12 protein-coding genes are annotated in these 18,496 nt (G+C 52.1%); 7 read left to right on the forward strand and 5 right to left on the reverse strand.

Features of this window, described 5'->3' with window-relative positions; genetic code table 11:
- Nucleotides 1-88 precede the first annotated feature (88 nt).
- The 3 genes from hemH to LDL70_RS11440 are packed head-to-tail and all read left to right on the forward strand — an operon-like array spanning nucleotide 89 to nucleotide 2,730.
- The gene (hemH, locus tag LDL70_RS11430; RefSeq protein ID WP_139316437.1) at nucleotides 89-1,135 is read left to right on the forward strand and encodes a ferrochelatase; all 1,047 of its coding nucleotides are present in this window, start codon (nucleotides 89-91) and stop codon (nucleotides 1,133-1,135) included.
- A 54-nt stretch (nucleotides 1,136-1,189) separates the two neighbouring features.
- Nucleotides 1,190-2,275 (forward strand): SPFH domain-containing protein, encoded by a 1,086-nt coding sequence (locus LDL70_RS11435; RefSeq protein WP_225685094.1) that lies wholly within the window; start codon nucleotides 1,190-1,192, stop codon nucleotides 2,273-2,275.
- Nucleotides 2,272-2,730, forward strand: a complete 459-nt coding sequence (locus LDL70_RS11440) for an NfeD family protein (protein WP_151160051.1) — start codon at nucleotides 2,272-2,274, stop codon at nucleotides 2,728-2,730. The genes LDL70_RS11435 and LDL70_RS11440 overlap by 4 nt, the downstream gene beginning before the upstream one ends.
- 48 nt (nucleotides 2,731-2,778) lie before the next feature.
- Here LDL70_RS11440 and LDL70_RS11445 read toward each other — a convergent pair whose 3' ends face one another.
- Complete coding sequence (locus LDL70_RS11445; RefSeq protein ID WP_225685095.1) at nucleotides 2,779-3,753, reverse strand: SIS domain-containing protein; 975 nt, start codon at nucleotides 3,751-3,753, stop codon at nucleotides 2,779-2,781.
- Between the two features lie 297 nt (nucleotides 3,754-4,050).
- Between LDL70_RS11445 and LDL70_RS11450 the strand changes: the two genes are divergently transcribed.
- Nucleotides 4,051-5,577 carry an outer membrane beta-barrel protein gene (locus LDL70_RS11450; RefSeq protein ID WP_225685096.1) on the forward strand — a complete coding sequence of 509 codons (1,527 nt, stop codon included), beginning with the start codon at nucleotides 4,051-4,053 and terminating at the stop codon, nucleotides 5,575-5,577.
- A 53-nt stretch (nucleotides 5,578-5,630) separates the two neighbouring features.
- Here LDL70_RS11450 and galU read toward each other — a convergent pair whose 3' ends face one another.
- The gene (gene galU / locus LDL70_RS11455) at nucleotides 5,631-6,524 is read right to left on the reverse strand and encodes a UTP--glucose-1-phosphate uridylyltransferase GalU (RefSeq protein WP_225685097.1); all 894 of its coding nucleotides are present in this window, start codon (nucleotides 6,522-6,524) and stop codon (nucleotides 5,631-5,633) included.
- Between the two features lie 559 nt (nucleotides 6,525-7,083).
- Here galU and LDL70_RS11460 point away from each other — a divergent pair.
- The gene (locus LDL70_RS11460) at nucleotides 7,084-8,349 is read left to right on the forward strand and encodes a lytic murein transglycosylase (RefSeq protein WP_370627087.1); all 1,266 of its coding nucleotides are present in this window, start codon (nucleotides 7,084-7,086) and stop codon (nucleotides 8,347-8,349) included.
- A 107-nt stretch (nucleotides 8,350-8,456) separates the two neighbouring features.
- A complete protein-coding gene (locus LDL70_RS11465; protein ID WP_225685098.1) occupies nucleotides 8,457-9,704 on the forward strand; it encodes a DUF459 domain-containing protein in 1,248 nt (415 codons plus the stop codon).
- A gap of 130 nt (nucleotides 9,705-9,834) precedes the next feature.
- On the opposite strand, the gene LDL70_RS11470 is transcribed toward LDL70_RS11465, so the two are convergent.
- Together LDL70_RS11470 and gltB are read right to left on the reverse strand one after the other, a co-directional pair.
- Nucleotides 9,835-11,304, reverse strand: coding sequence for a glutamate synthase subunit beta (locus LDL70_RS11470; RefSeq protein ID WP_225685099.1), 1,470 nt, complete (start codon nucleotides 11,302-11,304; stop codon nucleotides 9,835-9,837).
- A 31-nt stretch (nucleotides 11,305-11,335) separates the two neighbouring features.
- Entirely contained in the window at nucleotides 11,336-16,087 is a 4,752-nt protein-coding gene (gene gltB / locus LDL70_RS11475) for a glutamate synthase large subunit (RefSeq protein ID WP_225685100.1), read from the reverse strand.
- Nucleotides 16,088-16,746: 659 nt separating this feature from the next.
- Here gltB and LDL70_RS11480 point away from each other — a divergent pair.
- Nucleotides 16,747-17,799 carry a low specificity L-threonine aldolase gene (locus LDL70_RS11480; RefSeq protein WP_151160057.1) on the forward strand — a complete coding sequence of 351 codons (1,053 nt, stop codon included), beginning with the start codon at nucleotides 16,747-16,749 and terminating at the stop codon, nucleotides 17,797-17,799.
- Nucleotides 17,800-17,854: 55 nt separating this feature from the next.
- On the opposite strand, the gene LDL70_RS11485 is transcribed toward LDL70_RS11480, so the two are convergent.
- Nucleotides 17,855-18,346 (reverse strand): Hsp20 family protein, encoded by a 492-nt coding sequence (locus tag LDL70_RS11485; RefSeq protein WP_151160058.1) that lies wholly within the window; start codon nucleotides 18,344-18,346, stop codon nucleotides 17,855-17,857.
- Between the last annotated feature and the right edge of the window lie 150 nt (nucleotides 18,347-18,496).

The raw sequence follows: 18,496 nt of genomic DNA on the forward strand, positions 1-18,496 counted from the left end.
AATTTTGTTCGGCAGCTTTCGCGCACGCAGATACAGATTGTATTTGTTCGAGTGAAAGCACCGCCCCCCTCAGGATAGAGACACAGACATGCATGATAATGTGATGAGCCAATCCGCGACTTCCCAGCCGGTTTCAGCAAAACCTGTTCTTGAAAAAACAGGCGTAATGCTGATCAATCTGGGAACACCTGATGGTACTGATTACACATCCATGCGCCGCTATCTGCGCGAGTTTTTAATGGATTCGCGTGTTATCGAATGGCCGAAGGCAATCTGGTATCCGATCCTGTTCGGTATTGTGCTCAATACACGTCCTAAGAAATCCGGTGCTGCCTATGACCGCATCTGGAACCGTGAGCGCAATGAATCACCTTTGCGTACCTTCACGCGTTCCCAGAGCGATCAGCTCAGCGCCCGCCTCTCCGATCTCGGCAATGTGGTTGTGGACTGGGCAATGCGTTATGGCCAGCCATCGATTGAAGATGTGCTGACACGCCTGCGCGAACAGGGTTGCACCCGTATTGTCGCCTTCCCGCTCTATCCGCAATATTCTTCTTCCACCACCGGCAGTGTGATTGAAAAACTCAATGACGCACTGAACAAGCTGCGTTTCATGCCTGCCGTGCGTACAGTGCCGTCTTACCAGCATGAGCCGGTCTATATTGATGCGCTGGCACGCTCGATTGAAGACCATATTGCCAAGCTGGATTTTGATCCGCAGGTCGTGGTTGCCTCCTATCATGGCATTCCGCAGAGCTATGCACGCCGCGGCGATCCTTATCCGCAGCAATGCCTTGAAACCACACGCCTGCTGCGTGAGCGCCTTGGCTGGGATGAAACCAAGCTGATCAGCACGTTCCAGTCGCGCTTTGGCCCTGAGGAATGGCTCCAGCCTTATACGGATAAAACCATCGAGGAAATGCCAAAACAAGGCATCAAATCCGTTGCCGTATTCAATCCGGGTTTCGTCGCTGACTGCCTTGAAACTGTTGATGAAATCGGCAATGAAGCGGCAGAATCCTTCCATGAGAATGGCGGCGAAAATTTCAGCCATATTCCGTGCCTCAATGACACAGAACTCGGTATGCGCGTGATTGAAGACCTCGTACGCCGTGAATTGCAGGGCTGGGTCTGAGACTTTTATAAAACAAGACCATCATCATTTCCGGCATTTTAAAAAGGAAACAGAATGGAATTCGGTGCCAATATTGCCCTGCTGATTTTAGCTGCAGTGGTTATTTTCACGCTTTATGCCGGTATTAAAATTGTGCCTCAGGGTTCCAATTTTACTGTCGAGCGTTTCGGCCGTTACACCCGTACTTTGTCACCGGGTCTGAATATGATCGTCCCGTTTTTTGATCGTATCGGCGCGCGCCTCAATATGATGGAACAGGTACTGGACGTACCGACACAGGAGGTCATTACCCGTGATAATGCGACCACATCCGTTGATGCTGTCGCCTTCTTTCAGGTACTGAATGCGGCACAGGCTGCCTATCAGGTCTCCGATCTGCAATATGCAATCCTCAACCTGACCATGACCAATATCCGTACCGTCATGGGCTCGATGGATCTGGACGAATTGCTCTCCAACCGCGACACCATCAATGATCGTCTGCTGCGCGTGCTGGATCAGGCCGCGCATCCATGGGGCATCAAGATCACCCGCGTTGAGATCAAAGATATCAATCCGCCGAAAGATCTGATTGATTCCATGGCGCGCCAGATGAAAGCCGAGCGTGACAAGCGTGCACAGGTTCTGGAAGCAGAAGGTGACCGTAATGCGCAGATTCTGCGTGCTGAAGGTCTGAAACAGTCGCAAATTCTTGAAGCGGAAGGTAAGCGCGAAGCCGCCTATCGCGAAGCGGAAGCCCGTGAGCGTCTGGCAGAAGCGGAAGCCAAAGCGACAACCATGGTGTCCGAAGCGATTGCGCAGGGTGATGTGCAGGCGCTGAATTACTTCGTTGCACAGAAATATACCGATGCGCTTTCCGAAATGGCCTCTGCCAAAAATCACAAGGTCATTATGATGCCGCTGGAAGCCTCGTCGCTGATCGGCACATTGGGCGGTATTGGTGCGATTGCCAAAGAAGTCTTCGGCAATAATTCGGACTCCGGTGCGAATACCACCACTCAGGGCGCACAGGCTGCACGCAAGGCGCCAGCCAAACCGGCTGCCCGCAGCGAAGGTACAACCCGCAGCGGCTCTGCTGATTATGTCTCGGTTCCGAACCACATTATCGGCAATCGTGTACCGCCGACAGGATCACGCTGATGCCGGATATGCTCGCAGCATTGGGGATATGGAACTGGGTCGTCCTTGGCCTTGTTCTGCTGTTTCTGGAACTGGTGACACCGGGTGTCTTCCTGATCTGGATTGGTTTTGCTGCTCTGGTTACCAGCCTGATTGCGTTTACCGGCCTCGGCTTCATCGACAGCTGGCAAGCGCAACTGCTGCTCTTCATGGTTCTGTCCGTGATCTTTGTACTGATCGGGCGCAAATATTTTAATCCGCGGGTGCAGAACAGCGATGAACCGCTGCTCAACCGCAGAGCCGATCAGCTGATCGGCATGCGCACCACACTGGAAGAGCCGATTATCAACGGCCATGGCCGTGCACGTTTTGATGATACACTCTGGCGTGTGACCGGTCCTGATCTCCCCGCTGGTACAACAATTATCGTGCGGGAATATCACGACGGATTATTGCAAGTTGAAGAAGTGAAATAACAAAAAGGCGGCTAATAGGCCGCCTTTTTATTATCCTGCAGAGAGCGTTTAAGCCACACCGGCACGCAGCAGATCGTGGAAATGCACCAGCCCGACAGGACGGTTATTCTCAGCCACAATCACCGCGCCGATACGCGCTTCATTCAAAAGTGCCAGTGTTGAACCGAGCAGCTGGTCAGGGCTGACAGTCTTCGGCGTGCGGGTCATAATATCATCGACTTTCAGCGTCGCCATCGGCCGGTCGACATTGCGTGTCAGGTCGCCATCCGTGATGATACCGGCCAGTGTGCCGTCTTCATTCTCAACAATCACACAGCCGAAATGCTTATGCGAGTGAATGCGCATCGCTTCCGGCATTGGTGTGCCGATCTTGACCAACGGCAATTCCTCACCGCGATGCATAATATCTTTCACATGAGAAAGGCTGGCGCCCAGTGAGCCACCCGGATGAAACACGCGGAAATCGCTGGCGGTAAAGCCGCGTCTTTCCAGCAGAGCAAGTGCCAGTGCATCACCGACTGCCAGCTGCATCAAAGTCGAGGTGGTCGGTGCAACACCATGCGGACAAGCTTCAACTGCTTTCGGCAATAGCAACAGCACATCAGATTCACGGCCGAGCGTGGAATGCTCACCGGAAGTCAGTGCGATCAGCGGCACTTTAAAACGGCGGGAATAGCTGACAATACCTTTCAGCTCCGCAGTCTCACCCGACCAGGACAGGGCAAGAATAACGTCATTGCTGTTAATCATGCCGAGATCGCCATGATTGGCTTCCGCTGCATGAACAAAAAAAGCAGGCGTTCCGGTAGACGCAAAAGTTGCTGCCAGCTTGGAGCCGATATGACCGCTTTTTCCGATACCGGTCACAACAACCCGTCCCTTCATAGCGGAGATCGCCTGAACCGCCTGCTCAAACGGCTCTGCAAGCCCATTTTGCAGCGCATCTTCAAGAGCGCTCATACCGGCTTTTTCAACTGCGATTGTATTCAGGGCGGAGCGGATAGCTGGGCTGTGGCTGCTCAATGGACTTCTCTCACTTCTTTCATCCGGTCAATAGTGCTTCTTCTATATAGAAACCGGAGCTGCATTCTGCAAAACGAATTATGAGGTAAAACTTTACATATTCCCTGTCCAGCCTCCCCGCTTGCAGAAATACAGCACATATTTCCCTGTAATTAATAAAGCACAAGCTGAAAAGCTGAATAAAGCCAGCCCATTACAGCAAAAGAAACTTTGTATTAACCATGATCATTTACCGTCCTGTAACAAGCCTGCTCCGTGCAGGCATTCTCAGTTGCGTGCACAACTCTTGGCAGGACAATGGAAAAAACAGCCAAACCGGCTCATTACGCCCCGCTTTCTCTGTACGGGCTGCATCAGGCAGCTCTGCTGACGGGCGTTGTGCTGTTTTCATCCGTGACCATATCCCAAGCACAAACCGTGCCCTCCGGTGCTCAAAATGACGCAATTGCCGATGTTATTGCGCAGAGCGAAGGCACTGAAAATATAACTTATGATGCCAATGGCCGTATCGTTGCACAGCCTGTAATCAATCCTGCAGTTCCGGCTGCACGCCCTGTTGCCGACAGCGCTGTTCCTTTGAGCGAAGATATCAGCGGTTTACGCACCGGCCCAGCAGATGCAGGCAGAGCCGTTCGCGAAGGACGGGAGAATATGCCGGAAGGCGCCCTTGAGGGCCGTCCGCGTGCACCTTTTGAAGCTGATCCGTTTGAACCGCAGGGCATTCGCGCCGGAAGTTTCATCTTACGTCCGTCGCTGGATCAGGGTATCCGCGCCACCAATAATGCCGATAACAGCGCAACCGGAACCAGCGGTGTCTTGTCCGAAACCGCATTGCGGCTGAATGCCCGTTCAGACTGGGCAAGCCATCTGGCAACACTGGATGCATCCGGTATCTTCGAGAGAAATCTCTCCGGCCAGTATGTTTCCAATCCGCGCGGGCAGATTGATGCTGCATTACGGCTGGATATGAGTGATGAAACCCGTCTGAATTTCGGGCTTGGTTATTCTGTTAATCGTGAAGATTCATCTGATCCGAATGGTATCAGCGCCGCACGCACCCGCCCTCTGGTACAGAGCCTGAATGCGCAGGCCGGTATTGAGCGCGATATCGGCAAGATTTTTGCCAGTGCGATAGCACGGGTGAACAATACCCGTTACGGCAAAGCCAAATTATATAATGGCGACCAGCTGGATCAGAGCGACCGCAATAATACCTATGTCAGCATGACATTGCGCGGCGGTTTTGAGCTGAGCGCCGCCATCCGCCCGTTTGCGGAAGTTGAAGTGGGTCGCCGGCTTTACCAGAATGATAATGGTCTGGATCGCAATGCAACCCAGCTCGGGCTTCGTACCGGTTTGCAGATCAATACCGGTGAAAAACTGAACGGTGAATTCTCTGTCGGTTATATAGGCGCACGCAGTGCAGATGACCGTCTGCAAGATACCGGCGGCCTGTCGGTGGATGCAGCGATGAACTGGTCACCGCAGCGCGGCACCGATGTCCGCTTTGGTCTGCGCACTTATCTCGACAGCAGCCCGGATATTGGCGGCAATTCATCCATTTTGTATCTCGCCAATATTGATGTCACCCGCATGATCCGCGCCGATCTCAGCGTGAATGCCCGCTTTGATGCTTCTATCCGTGATAATCGTGACGGCAGTGGTACCGATTATGGTATGGGCGCGGAAATCGGGGCGACTTATTGGTTCAACCGCTTCTTCGGTGTGGATGGCAAATTGCGCCATGAATTCATCAACAGCGATGTGGCCAGCCGTAAATATAGCAGCAACAGCGTCTATCTCGGCGTAAAATTGCGCCGCTGACATATTAATCCGTAACAAAAAAAGCCGGTCACTGACCGGCCTTTTTATTTAGCTCAAGACAACTTAATCGTCTTTAGCAATTCATCAATGCTGACTTCGACCAGCGGGCGGATATCATGGCGCCACAGGGCAAAAGCCACATTGGCCTGAATGAAGCCCTCTTTAGAACCGCAGTCAAAGGTACGACCCTGATAATTAAAGCCGTAGAAATCCTGATCTTTCGCCAGTTTCAGCATCGCATCAGTCAGCTGAATTTCGTTACCGGCACCCTTTTCCTGCTTGCTCAGCAGGTCGAAGATTTCCGGCTGCAGAATATAACGGCCGTTAATATAGAGATTTGACGGCGCGGTGCCTTTGGCTGGCTTTTCAACCATCTGGTTGATTTCAAAACCATTGCCGATTGCATTGCCTTTGCCGACAATACCATATTTGTGCGCTTCTTCCGGATCGCACTCCTGCACAGCAATCACATTACCGCCGGTCTGTTCGTAAAGCTCAACCATTTCCTTGAGGCAGCCTTTTTTCGACTGCATCACCATATCCGGCAGCAACAGTGCAAAAGGCTCGTCACCAACGATTGCGCGGGCACACCATACTGCATGGCCAAGGCCAAGCGGCACCTGCTGACGCGTGAAACTGGTCGTACCAGGCTGCGGCTGCAAGCTCTGCATATGGTTCAGCTCATTGAGCTTACCGCGTTCCTGCAGCGTTGTGTAAAGTTCAACCTGAGCATCAAAATAATCTTCGATCACCGCTTTATTACGGCCGGTCACAAAAATCAGATGCTCAATACCCGCTTCGCGCGCTTCATCAACCACGTATTGAATGACCGGCTTATCAACAACGGTCAGCATTTCTTTCGGGATTGATTTTGTGGCTGGTAAGAAACGTGTCCCCAGTCCGGCGACAGGAAAAACTGCTTTGCGGATTTTTTTAACTGAACTCATGTCACTTCCCGTTTTATCCGGTTTCAACCTACATCAAACAAACCTAAGCCGCCGGTTATAATTTTTCTATTATCAACCTGTACTCTAGTCTCTTGCTAAACCTGATCTATAAAAGCCATTACAGCCAAACTATGAAAAAAGCCTGCATTTTCTAAAAGTTACGGTCACATTTCATGTGCGATTATTAACGCAGTTGAGCGTCTCTCATGCCCGAACAGGAGTTTCTTCACGTCCGGTTCATCAATGATGCAGTAATTCAGACAAGTCGAAATTACGCATATGCAGATCATTCATTGTCTGATTATTATCTGCACTGTCTTAACAGTTTTTTGCCGGTTCTTAATTCCGGCACTGCATGGTAAACTAAATGCTAACTTCCGTGTGGCATAAACAATGAACCTAGACCATTTCCCGCAAAATTGTGAAGCGATTTTGCATCCGGATAATGCAGCTAAAACCATTACCCGAGCGTAGTGAGCACCGGCAAACTGAACGACGCTCTTGATTGATTGCATTTTCGTACCCGCAACAATGCCCATGTGCATTGTTAGAATGCGAAATGCTAAAGTTTATATTCAGGGAGAAAAGCATGCTTCGAACCCATATTTTCAAAAGCCGCTTCTGGAAGACCGCAGCAACAACAGCCTCTGCGGCTGCGCTGTCGCTTATTCTGACAACCGGCTATGCATCTGCCGATGCACAATTTCGCAAATGGGTTTCCGGTTTTCGCCCTGTAGCCCTTCAAAACGGGATTGCTCCGGCCACTTTTGACCGTGCTTTTGCCGGTGTGAATGCTATTGATCCGGAAGTGCTGCAAAAAGCGCGTTATCAGCCTGAATTTACGTCCCCTGTCTGGGAATATATCGACAACCGTGTCAACGAGCATTCTATTGGCACCGGTCAGGCCATGGCGCGCAAATGGGGCAAAGCCCTCAATGCGATTGAAAAGCAATATGGCGTAGACAAAAATGTGCTTCTGGCTATCTGGTCAATGGAAACCGGCTATGGCGAGATGATGCAGCGTCCGGATGTGATGCGCGATGCGATCCGCTCACTGGCTACACTGGCCTATGCCGACCAGCGCCGTGCCAAATATGCCCGTACGCAGCTGATTTCAGCGATGAAGATTCTCCAGACCGGTGATATTGACCGCGGACATCTGAGCGGTTCATGGGCCGGTGCAATGGGGCACACCCAGTTTATCCCGACCAGCTATCAGGCCTATGCGGTAGATTTTGACGGTAACGGCAAACGCGATATCTGGAATTCCGTGCCGGATGCGCTGGCAACCGCTGCCAATCTTCTGCGTAAAAACGGCTGGGAGCCAGGCCGCACATGGGGTTACGAAGTGGTTCTGCCTGCTTCGGGTAAGTTCCCGTCCGGCAGCCTGAGCATTGCTGAATGGCGCCGTCTGGGACTGGTGCGTGCCAATGGCCGTCCGTTCCCGAGTGATGCTGAAAAAGCCACGCTGAAAGTCATGGATGGCCGCAGTGGCCCTGCCTTCCTGATGACCAAGAATTTCTTCGTTATCAAGCGTTATAATAATGCGGATAAATACGCACTCGGTGTGGGTCTTCTGGCCGACCGCGTTGCCGGTTATCAGGGTTTGGTGCAGGACTGGAACCGTCCTTTCACACCAATCTCCATGAAAGAACGTGAAGAACTGCAAACGCATCTGCGTGCACTCGGCTATTATGACGGCAATATTGACGGCAAAATCGGCTCAAGTTCACGTAAGGCAATTGAGGCCTTCCAGCAGCGCAACGGACTGTCACCCGACGGCCATCCGAGCAAAGAAGTGCTCAGCGTTCTGCGTCGCCGCTAAATACGACTTATTGTCAGGCCGGTTGATCCGGCCTGATCCTTTATACTGCCGCATATATGCGTTCTAAACGGCAAATGCAGCAGAAGGCTTAAGGGTTGAAACCCGTTATGACAGATCAAACAGTCACACAGAACAAGATCAGAGCGGGCTTGCTCAGCCTGCAATCCTTAACTGTGGCTTTCGGCCTGACCGTATTGCTGGCAACTCCCGCCACTGCACAGACACAAATGGCAGAGCCGGACAGTGCCCCCACTCTCATTGCCCAGCAATATCCGCAGCAACAAAAACGCCGTACATTGCTGGATATATTATTCGGAAATCCCGCACAGCCCAGACAGCAGGAAGTCACCCGCCCTCCGGTTCAGCAGCCGCAGCGGCGCTCGGCACCGGTGAAGAAAAAGCCCGTTGTTACCAAGCCTAAACCAGCCATTATTACACCGCCGCAACCGGAAGCCGTCGCAAAGAATCCCGATGCGCGGAAAATTATGGTTATTGGTGATTTTATCGCCGGTGGTCTTGCAGAAGGGCTGACAGAGACATTTTCCCAAACTGCGGATTTGCAGGTTATCAACCGGACCAATGGCTCATCAGGCTTTGTTCGTCAGGATTATTATAACTGGAGCAAAGAACTTCCGGCCATTTTGACTGAGCAGAAACCTGCCGTCGTCGTTATGATGATCGGGGCGAATGACCGCCAGCCGCTAACACAGAAAAGCGTCAGTGTTGCCGCCGATACGGATGAGTGGAAGAAACTGTATCAGTCGCGGGTTGATGAATTTCTGCAGGTCACTGCGAAATCCGGCGTGCCTGTTGTCTGGATCGGCCAGCCGCCCTATCAATCTTCTTCACTGTCTCAAACCATGTTGTCGCTGAACAAGATTTATAAGACTGCGGCAGAACAAGCCGTCACAACGGAAGATATAACACCTCAGGTTGTTTTCGCCGATGTATGGGACGGTTTTGTCGATGATAAAGGCAGCTTTACTCAGACCGGTGTTGATGTGAACGGTCAGACGGTACGCCTGCGCGGCAATGACGGAATTAATATGACCGCAGCAGGCAAGCGAAAGCTGGCTTTCTATGCGGAAAAACCATTGCGCCAATTGCTGAAACTCTCATCACCGGATGCTCCTGTTTCATCTGACAGTAAAAGCAATGAGCCTATGGCTTTACCGGTGCAGAAAGAAATCACCCGTATCGGGCCAATGAAACTCAATGATCTGGATCAGTCCGGTGATGATACACTGCTGGGTGATACAACCGTGATCAGCAAAACCACTGCTGCAGCAAACAAGCCTGCAATGAAGACGGCTCCGCATGGCCGCGCAGATGATTTCAGCTGGCCACGCCCTTAAAAAAAGCCTCAAGAGCGGCTCCGGTTAAGATTAAATAGCTGGAGCCGCTCTATCTTTTAGTTTACGCATTATCCTACGCAAAACCGCTTCACACTTTTGCTGGAAATGCTTTAGCGAGGCCTTTCTTCATTCACGCAGGCAACAGACTGGCGCCCATCAATTGCAGATCAATAGCTCTTGCAGCCTGCCGCCCTTCACGGATTGCCCAGACGACCAGTGACTGGCCGCGACGCACATCACCCGCTGCAAAGAGTTTTGGTATAGATGTGTGATAATCCGTCTCATTGGCCATCACACTCTCACCGCCACGGGCATCTTTTTTCAGCTTCAGCCTGTCACCGAGTTCCGGCAACACACCTTGCTTGGCAGGGCCGCTGAAACCAAGGGCAATGAATGCAAGATCAGCCTGCAGAATGAATTCAGAACCGGCAATTGGTTTACGCCGTTCATCCACTGCACTGCAAAGCACATGGGTCAGTTGACCGTCTTCGCCGCCAAAGCCTAGTGTCGCCACCTGAAATTCACGCATAGCGCCTTCCGCCTGACTGGACGAAATACGGATCTTTGTCGCCCAATAAGGCCACACGCCGAGCTTATCTTCCCGTGCCGGTGGTTCAGGACGAATATCCAGCTGCGTTACCTGTACTGCCCCCTGCCGGAAGGCCGTGCCCACACAGTCAGAGGCGGTATCACCGCCGCCGACAACCACAACCCGTTTGCCTGCAGCCGAAATACTGTCTTCCAATGCCCAAGCACGCGACTGCTCGTCTTCACCCGCCACACGGCGGTTCTGCTGCACCAGATAAGGCATGGCATCATAAACACCGTTTAAATCAGATCCCGGCAAAGCCGGATCACGCGGTGTTTCCGCACCGCCGCAATAGAGCACGGCATCATAGTCTTTGAGTAATTGTTTGACCGCAATATCCTTGCCGATTTCCACACTGCAATGGAACGTCACGCCCTCGCCTTCCATCTGGGCGATACGACGGTCAATCAGGTGCTTTTCCATTTTAAAATCAGGAATACCATAGCGCAGCAAACCACCGGCACGGCTTTCCCGTTCATAGACATCAACACCGTGACCAGCCCGTGCAAGCTGTTGTGCAGCGGCCAGACCTGCAGGGCCCGAGCCGATAATCGCAACACGTTTTCCGGTCTTAACAGCCGCGATTTGCGGTTGTATCAGCCCCAGTTCGAAAGCCTTATCGGCCAGTGCCTGCTCAACTGTTTTGATGGCCACCGGCATATCTTCCAGATTGAGCGTGCATGATTCCTCACACGGTGCAGGGCAAATCCGCCCCGTAAATTCCGGAAAATTATTGGTGGAATGGAGATTGGCAATCGCCTCTTCCCACTGTCCCGCATAGACCAGATCATTCCAGTCCGGAATCTGGTTATTCACCGGACAACCGCTGTCACCGCTTTTATCGCCATGACAGAACGGTACACCGCAATCCATGCAACGCGCAGCCTGCTTCTGCACTTCCGGTTCACTCATCGGCAGAGTGAATTCACGAAAATGCCTGATGCGATCCGATGCCGGTTGATATTGCGCAACCTGCCGGTCGATCTCCAGAAAACCTGTAACTTTACCCATTTTAAAAACCTGTTCTTTTCTGAAGTTCGGATTATTCTGCGGCAACCGGATTGCGCAGAAGTTCCATCTCTTCCAAGGCACGGCGATATTCGACCGGCATGACTTTGACGAATTTCGGACGATACTGTTCCCAGTTATCAAGGATCATCCGTGCCTGTTGCGACCCCGTATAATGATGATGATTGGCCAGCAGCTGTGCCAGACGCTCCTCATCGTGACGGGTCATATTGCCGGAAACATCCACGCGGCCTTTATGCATCAGGTCACCGCCGTGATGATGCAGCTTTTCGAGAATGTCGTCCTCTTCAGGCACCGGCTCCAGTTCGACCATCGCCATATTGCAACGCTGGGCAAAATCACCGGCTTCATCCAGCACATAGGCCACACCACCAGACATACCGGCCGCGAAATTGCGACCTGTTTCGCCGATCACAACCACCACACCGCCGGTCATATATTCGCAGCCGTGGTCGCCCACGCCTTCAACAACCGCAACGGCACCGGAATTACGCACAGCGAAACGCTCGCCCGCCTGTCCGCGAATATAACATTCGCCTTCAATCGCGCCGTAGAGCACAGTATTGCCCGCAATAATCGCCTCATCGGCCTTGAGCCGGCTGTCTTCACTCGGACGGATAATAATCCGTCCGCCGCTTAGGCCCTTGCCGATATAGTCATTGCCTTCGCCATGCAGTTCGAAACTGATGCCATGTGCCAGAAAGGCTGCGAAAGACTGCCCCGCAGTACCATTGAAACGCACCTGAATCGTATCTTCCGGCAGACCTTTATGGCGGTAACAGCTGACCAGCGCACCGGACAACATCGCCCCTGCCGAGCGATCGGTATTTTTAATGCTGCGGATAAGTGTAACCTTCTCACGATTTTCCAGTGCCGGTGCGGCAGCTGCAATCAGATCACGATCCAGCACATCATCAATCGGATGCTGCTGCAATTGCGTATGACGCAATTGTTTTTCATCGCCTGAGATTGCCGCATAAGGGCGGTAGAAGATACGGCTGAAATCCAGCCCCTGTGCCTTCCAGTGATTAATCGCTGCTTGCTTTTCCAACAGGTCGGAGCGACCGATAATCTGCTCCAATCTGGTAAAGCCAAGCTCGGCCAGCAGCACGCGCACTTCTTCCGCCAGATAGAAGAAGAAGTTAATCACATGCTCCGGTGTGCCTTTGAAACGCTGACGCAGCACAGGATCTTGGGTCGCCACACCAACCGGACAAGTATTGAGATGGCATTTGCGCATCATGATACAACCGGCAGCAATCAGCGGCGCGGTGGAGAAACCGAATTCATCCGCACCCAGCAAAGCACCGATAATCACATCACGACCGGTACGCAAACCACCATCGACCTGCAATGCAATGCGCGAGCGCAAACCATTGAGAACCAATGTCTGATGCGTTTCCGCCAGTCCTGTTTCCCAAGGGGAACCGGCATGTTTCAGCGAAGTCAGCGGCGATGCACCGGTACCGCCGTCATAACCGGAAACGGTGATATGATCGGCACGTGCCTTGGCAACACCGGCAGCAACCGTACCGACGCCGACTTCCGACACCAGCTTGACCGAAATATCGGCTTGCGGATTGACATTTTTCAGGTCGAAAATCAGCTGTGCCAGATCTTCAATGGAATAGATATCATGATGCGGCGGCGGTGAGATCAAGCCGACACGCGGGGTGGAATGACGTGTCTTGGCAATTGTCGCATCCACTTTATGCCCCGGCAACTGACCGCCTTCACCGGGCTTGGCACCCTGCGCCACCTTGATCTGAATCATGTCGGCATTGACCAGATATTCCGTGGTCACGCCAAAACGTCCTGATGCCACCTGCTTGATCGCCGAGCGTTGCGGATTTGGTGAACCGTCACGCAGCGGATAGAGACGATCCGGCTCTTCACCACCCTCACCGGTATTGGACTTGGCACCCATCCGGTTCATGGCAACGGCCAGTGTTGTATGTGCTTCACGCGAGATCGAACCGAAGGACATCGCACCGGTTGAAAAGCGCTTGACGATTTCAGCCGCAGGCTCAACTTCTGCCAGATCAACCGGCCTCTTTCCGCGTTCACCAGCGCGCTTGAGATGGAAAAGGCTGCGGATGGTTTTGGCTGCCGCAGAACGGCTGTTAAGCATTTCGGAATATTCCGCAAAGCTCTTCGGATTGTCATTGCGCACGGCATGTTGCAGCTTGGCCACCGCATCCGGCGACCACATATGCGCCTCACCGCGAATACGATACGCATATTCACCGCCCGCAGGCAGCGCACCGGTACCGCCAATTTCTTTCACAAAGGCCGTGTTATGCCGCAACACAGTTTCCTGTGCCACTTCATTTAAGCCCACACCTTCAATCATCGAAGCGGTTCCGAAGAAATACCGGTCAACAAAATCCTGTTTTAAGCCGATGGCATCGAAAATCTGCGCACCACAATAGGACTGATAGGTAGAGATGCCCATTTTCGACATCACCTTCAGCATGCCTTTGCCGATGGATTTGATATAACGGCTGACAATCTCACTGCTATCAACTTCTGGCGGGAAATCGCCGCGCTGATGCATATCGGTCAGCGTATCAAAAGCGAGATAAGGATTGATCGCCTCGGCACCATAACCGGCAAGGCAGCAGAAATGATGCACTTCGCGCGGTTCACCACTCTCGACCACCAATCCCACAGATGTACGCAGACCTTTGCGGATCAGATGATGATGCACAGCAGCTGTTGCCAGCAAAGCCGGAATGGCGATACGGTCAGGCCCGACCTGCCGGTCAGACAGAATAATGATATTATAGCCGCCATGCACCGCCGCTTCCGCACGGTCGCACAGACGTGCCAATGTGCCATCCATACCCGCCGCGCCTTCATTCACCGGATAGGTAATATCCAGTGTTTTGGTGTCAAACCGGTCTTCCGAATGGCCGATCGAGCGGATTTTTTCCAGATCAGCATTGGTCAGGATCGGTTGGCGCACTTCCATACGCTTGCGCCGTGAAGTGCCGACCAGATCAAACAGGTTTGGCCGCGGCCCGATAAAAGATACAAGGCTCATCACCAGCTCTTCCCGGATCGGATCAATCGGTGGATTGGTCACCTGCGCAAAATTCTGCTTGAAATAGGTATAAAGCAGCTTGGCCTTGTCCGAGAGCGCGGAAATCGGTGTATCCGTACCCATCGAACCAACCGCTTCCTGCCCCGTTGTCGCCATCGGTGCCATCAGCAGTTTGGTGTCTTCCTGTGTATAACCAAAACTGCGCTGACGCTCGATCAGACTGACATCACGGCGTAGTGCGCGTGGTTCCACCGGTGCCAGATCTTCCAGCACCAGCTGTGTGTTTTTCAGCCATTGGCGATATGGATGCGCGCTGGCGATCTGGGATTTCAGCTCGTCATCACTGACAATGCGCCCCTTTTCCAGATCAATCAGCAGCATACGCCCCGGCTGCAACCGCCATTTTTTGACAATGCGGCTCTCGTCCACCGGCAGTACACCCGCCTCCGATGCCAGAATGATCCGGTCATCATCGGTCACCAGATAACGTGCCGGACGCAGACCGTTACGATCCAGCGTCGCGCCAATCTGACGGCCGTCTGTGAAAGCAACGGCGGCAGGACCGTCCCAAGGCTCCATCAAAGCGGCATGATATTCGTAAAATGCCTTACGCTCATCAGCCATCAGCTTGTTATTGCCCCAGGCTTCAGGGATCAGCATCATCATCGCATGACTCAGGCGATAACCGCCCTGCACCAGAAATTCGAGTGCATTGTCAAAACAAGCCGTGTCCGACTGGCCTTCATAGGAGATCGGCCAGAGCTTGGAAATATCATTGCCGAACAGCTCGCTATCCACCGAAGCCTGACGCGCAGCCATCCAGTTTACATTGCCGCGCAGCGTGTTGATCTCGCCATTATGGGCAACCATACGATACGGATGCGCCAGCTTCCACGATGGGAAAGTATTGGTTGAAAAGCGCTGATGCACCAGTGCAATGGCACTCTCAAAACGCGGATCGGCCAAGTCTTTGTAATAAGCACCGACCTGATAGGCCAGAAACATGCCTTTATAAACAACGGTGCGGGCAGACATGGAAACAATATAGAAACCGTTGTCACGGCCTTCAGTTTCCTGAAAAATCCGGTTGGAAATCACCTTACGCAGCACGAACAAACGGCGCTCGAAATCATCATCACTGGCAATATTCGGATTGCGGCCGATAAAGACCTGACGATGCACCGGTTCGGTTGCGGCAATATCTGCGGCTTTGGACAGTGAACTATTATCCACCGGCACGGTGCGGAAACCGAGCAATGTCTGACCTTCTGCGGCGATCACTTCCGTAATCACCCGCTCCAGATGGGCACGCAGCTTCACATCCTGCGGCATGAAAATCTGACCAACAGCATAATGTCCGGCATCCGGCAGATGAATACCGGCTTTTGCCATTTCTTGTGCAAAAAACTGGTGCGGAATCTGCACCAGAATACCGGCACCATCGCCCATCAGCGGGTCGGCACCCACGGCACCGCGATGCGTGAGATTTTCAAGCATCTGCAAGCCGTCCAGCACAATCTGGTGCGACGGCACATTTTTCATCTGCGCAATAAAGCCGACACCACAGGCATCATGCTCATGTCGCGGATCATAGAGCCCTTGTTTCTTGGGCATAGTTCGGGATGTTTTGGTGGTTTTAGTCGATGTTGTGGTTTTGCCGCCTTTTTCTGTATGCGTATGAGCCTGAAATGCCCCAACAGAATGCGACTTGATCAACATCGAAACCTCCTTAGACCCGGTACAGGGCCATGTGCCGGCTCAGGCGTGCGGCACCAACCCGTCCTCCGGACGGGATAAAGACCGGAGCTGAAACAGCAGAATTGTTAAATGAGCTTGTGAAAATGCCTGTCCGTGCAGCGCACCAAAGGAAGCAGACAGCATAATACATCAGATTAATCATTGACCGGCCTCCCTTGTTGCTAAGCACGCAATGGCGTGCGCATGAACGGAATGCTCTCACCGGTTATCGCAACGGCTGTTTTGATTGCCATTGCGGAAAACAGATAAAATCATAGCATGAATTGCAGCAAAATTCGCCGGATTTTCCTTAGACCGAACCCTGCTCAATAGGTCAGCATTGCTGCCCTATCATTTTATTGCAGAATATTTTCTGCTCTACAAGCACGAAATATTCAATTTTAAATCGATTTTTTGTAATTTTATTGCGCAATCAATTTCATCATATGAAAAAACAAGGATTTAGCTGGCAGCACCAGACGCAAATCAGGAAAACTGCGTCAATGTGACCACACCGAAACTTGATATCAGGTTTCATTCGTGTGTCAGAAAAAACCAGCTATAAACACGCATCACATTAAACTGCACCCTCTAAACGATTTGCAGTTTAGTTCTTAGTCCTGACGCATACGGAGCTCTTGATGTTCTTCGCTTCCGATAACTGGGCCGGTGCCCATCCTGATATTAATGCCAATATTACTGCTCATGCCGGTGGTTTTGCTGCTTCCTATGGTGCCAGCGAAATCGACAAAAAGGTCGAGCAGCGCTTCAACGAATTATTCGAGCGTGAAGTTGCTGTTTATTTTGTCGGCACAGGTACCGCCGCCAATTCTCTGGCGCTGGCCAGCGTTAACCGTCCGGGCGGTGTATCGCTTTGCCATCGTGAAGCCCATGTGATCGAAGATGAATGCGGCGCACCGGAATATTTCACCGGCGGCGCCCGTCTGCATCCGGTAGACGGCGCTCTGGGCAAAATGGATCCGGCAAATCTGCGCAAGGAGCTGAAACGCTTCAACCCTGCCTTCATCCATGCCGGTCAGCCAATGGCTGTGACCATTACGCAGGCTACCGAAATCGGCACACTATATTCGCTTGATGAAATCGCAACGATTTCAGCGATCTGCCGTGAACATGATCTGCCGCTGCATCTTGATGGCGCACGCTTTGCCAATGCTCTGGTGACGCTGGGTGTTACACCGGCAGAAATGACATGGAAACAGGGCGTTGATATCGTCTCTTTCGGCGGCACCAAAAACGGTTGCTGGTGTGCGGAAGCTCTGGTTTTCATGAACCCGCAACAGGCGAAAGACCTGCCGTTCATCCGCAAACGTGCGGCGCAGTTATTCTCCAAAACCCGTTTCATTGCCGCGCAGTTTGATGCTTACTTACAAGATGATCTGTGGCTCAATCTTGCCCGTCATTCCAATGCCATGACCACCAGAATGGCAGATGCCATCAAAACTTCCGGCAAAGTGAAGCTGGCATGGCAGCCGCAGGCCAATGAGATTTTCGCCATTTTGAAAAAGTCAGACAGTGAAAAACTACTGGCACAGGGCGCAGTATTCCATGACTGGAACCCGCCGCACAGCGCTGATCCTATTGCTGAGGACGAAACTTTCATTCGTCTTGTTACCAGCTTCGCCACAACGCAAGACGAGACAGATAAATTCGTCAGCCTGATCAAAGCTCTTTAAACAAAAAAGGGCAGGAAATTTCCTGCCCTTTTTCATGATTCACAATATGTGCAGATCAGTTTTTACTGATTGCTTTTGCATCAACGGTTTTGGCATCGATGCTTTGCGAAGTATCGCCCGAAACACTCGTCACATTAATCTTGCGTGGCTTCAGTTCTTCAGGAATCTCACGCTTGAGATCAATATGCAGAAGGCCGTTTTTCAGGCTCGCACCGGCGACCTCAACATGGTCAGCCAGATGGAAGCGGCGTTCAAACGCACGCGATGCAATCCCGCGATAGAGAAATTCTTTTTCACTGTCCGCTTCATCGGCAATCTTGGTGCCTTTGATGGTCAGCTGATTGCGGTGCGCTTCAATTTCAATCTCATTCTGATCGAAACCGGCCACAGCCATGGTAATACGGTAAGAGCTTTCACCGGTGCGCTCGATATTATAAGGCGGATAAGCCTGCGCACTTTCCGGCTGGCCGAGACTGTCCAGCATTGTGAACAAACGGTCGAAACCAACGGTTGAACGGTAAAGCGGAGAAAAATCAAAATGACGCATAAAATGCCCTCCTTCAGAGCGACGTTGCGTTAAAAGACTGTCTGAAAAACTCCCGTTATCGGCGAGCCTTTCTCGTTCGCGCAGCCCCTTATCAGGCGGCTACACCAATGATCTGGTATTACAGAAAACATATTTCAAGGGGGCAATTCC

This window comes from Pseudochrobactrum sp. XF203, assembly GCF_020341615.1.
GTDB lineage: Bacteria > Pseudomonadota > Alphaproteobacteria > Rhizobiales > Rhizobiaceae > Pseudochrobactrum > Pseudochrobactrum saccharolyticum.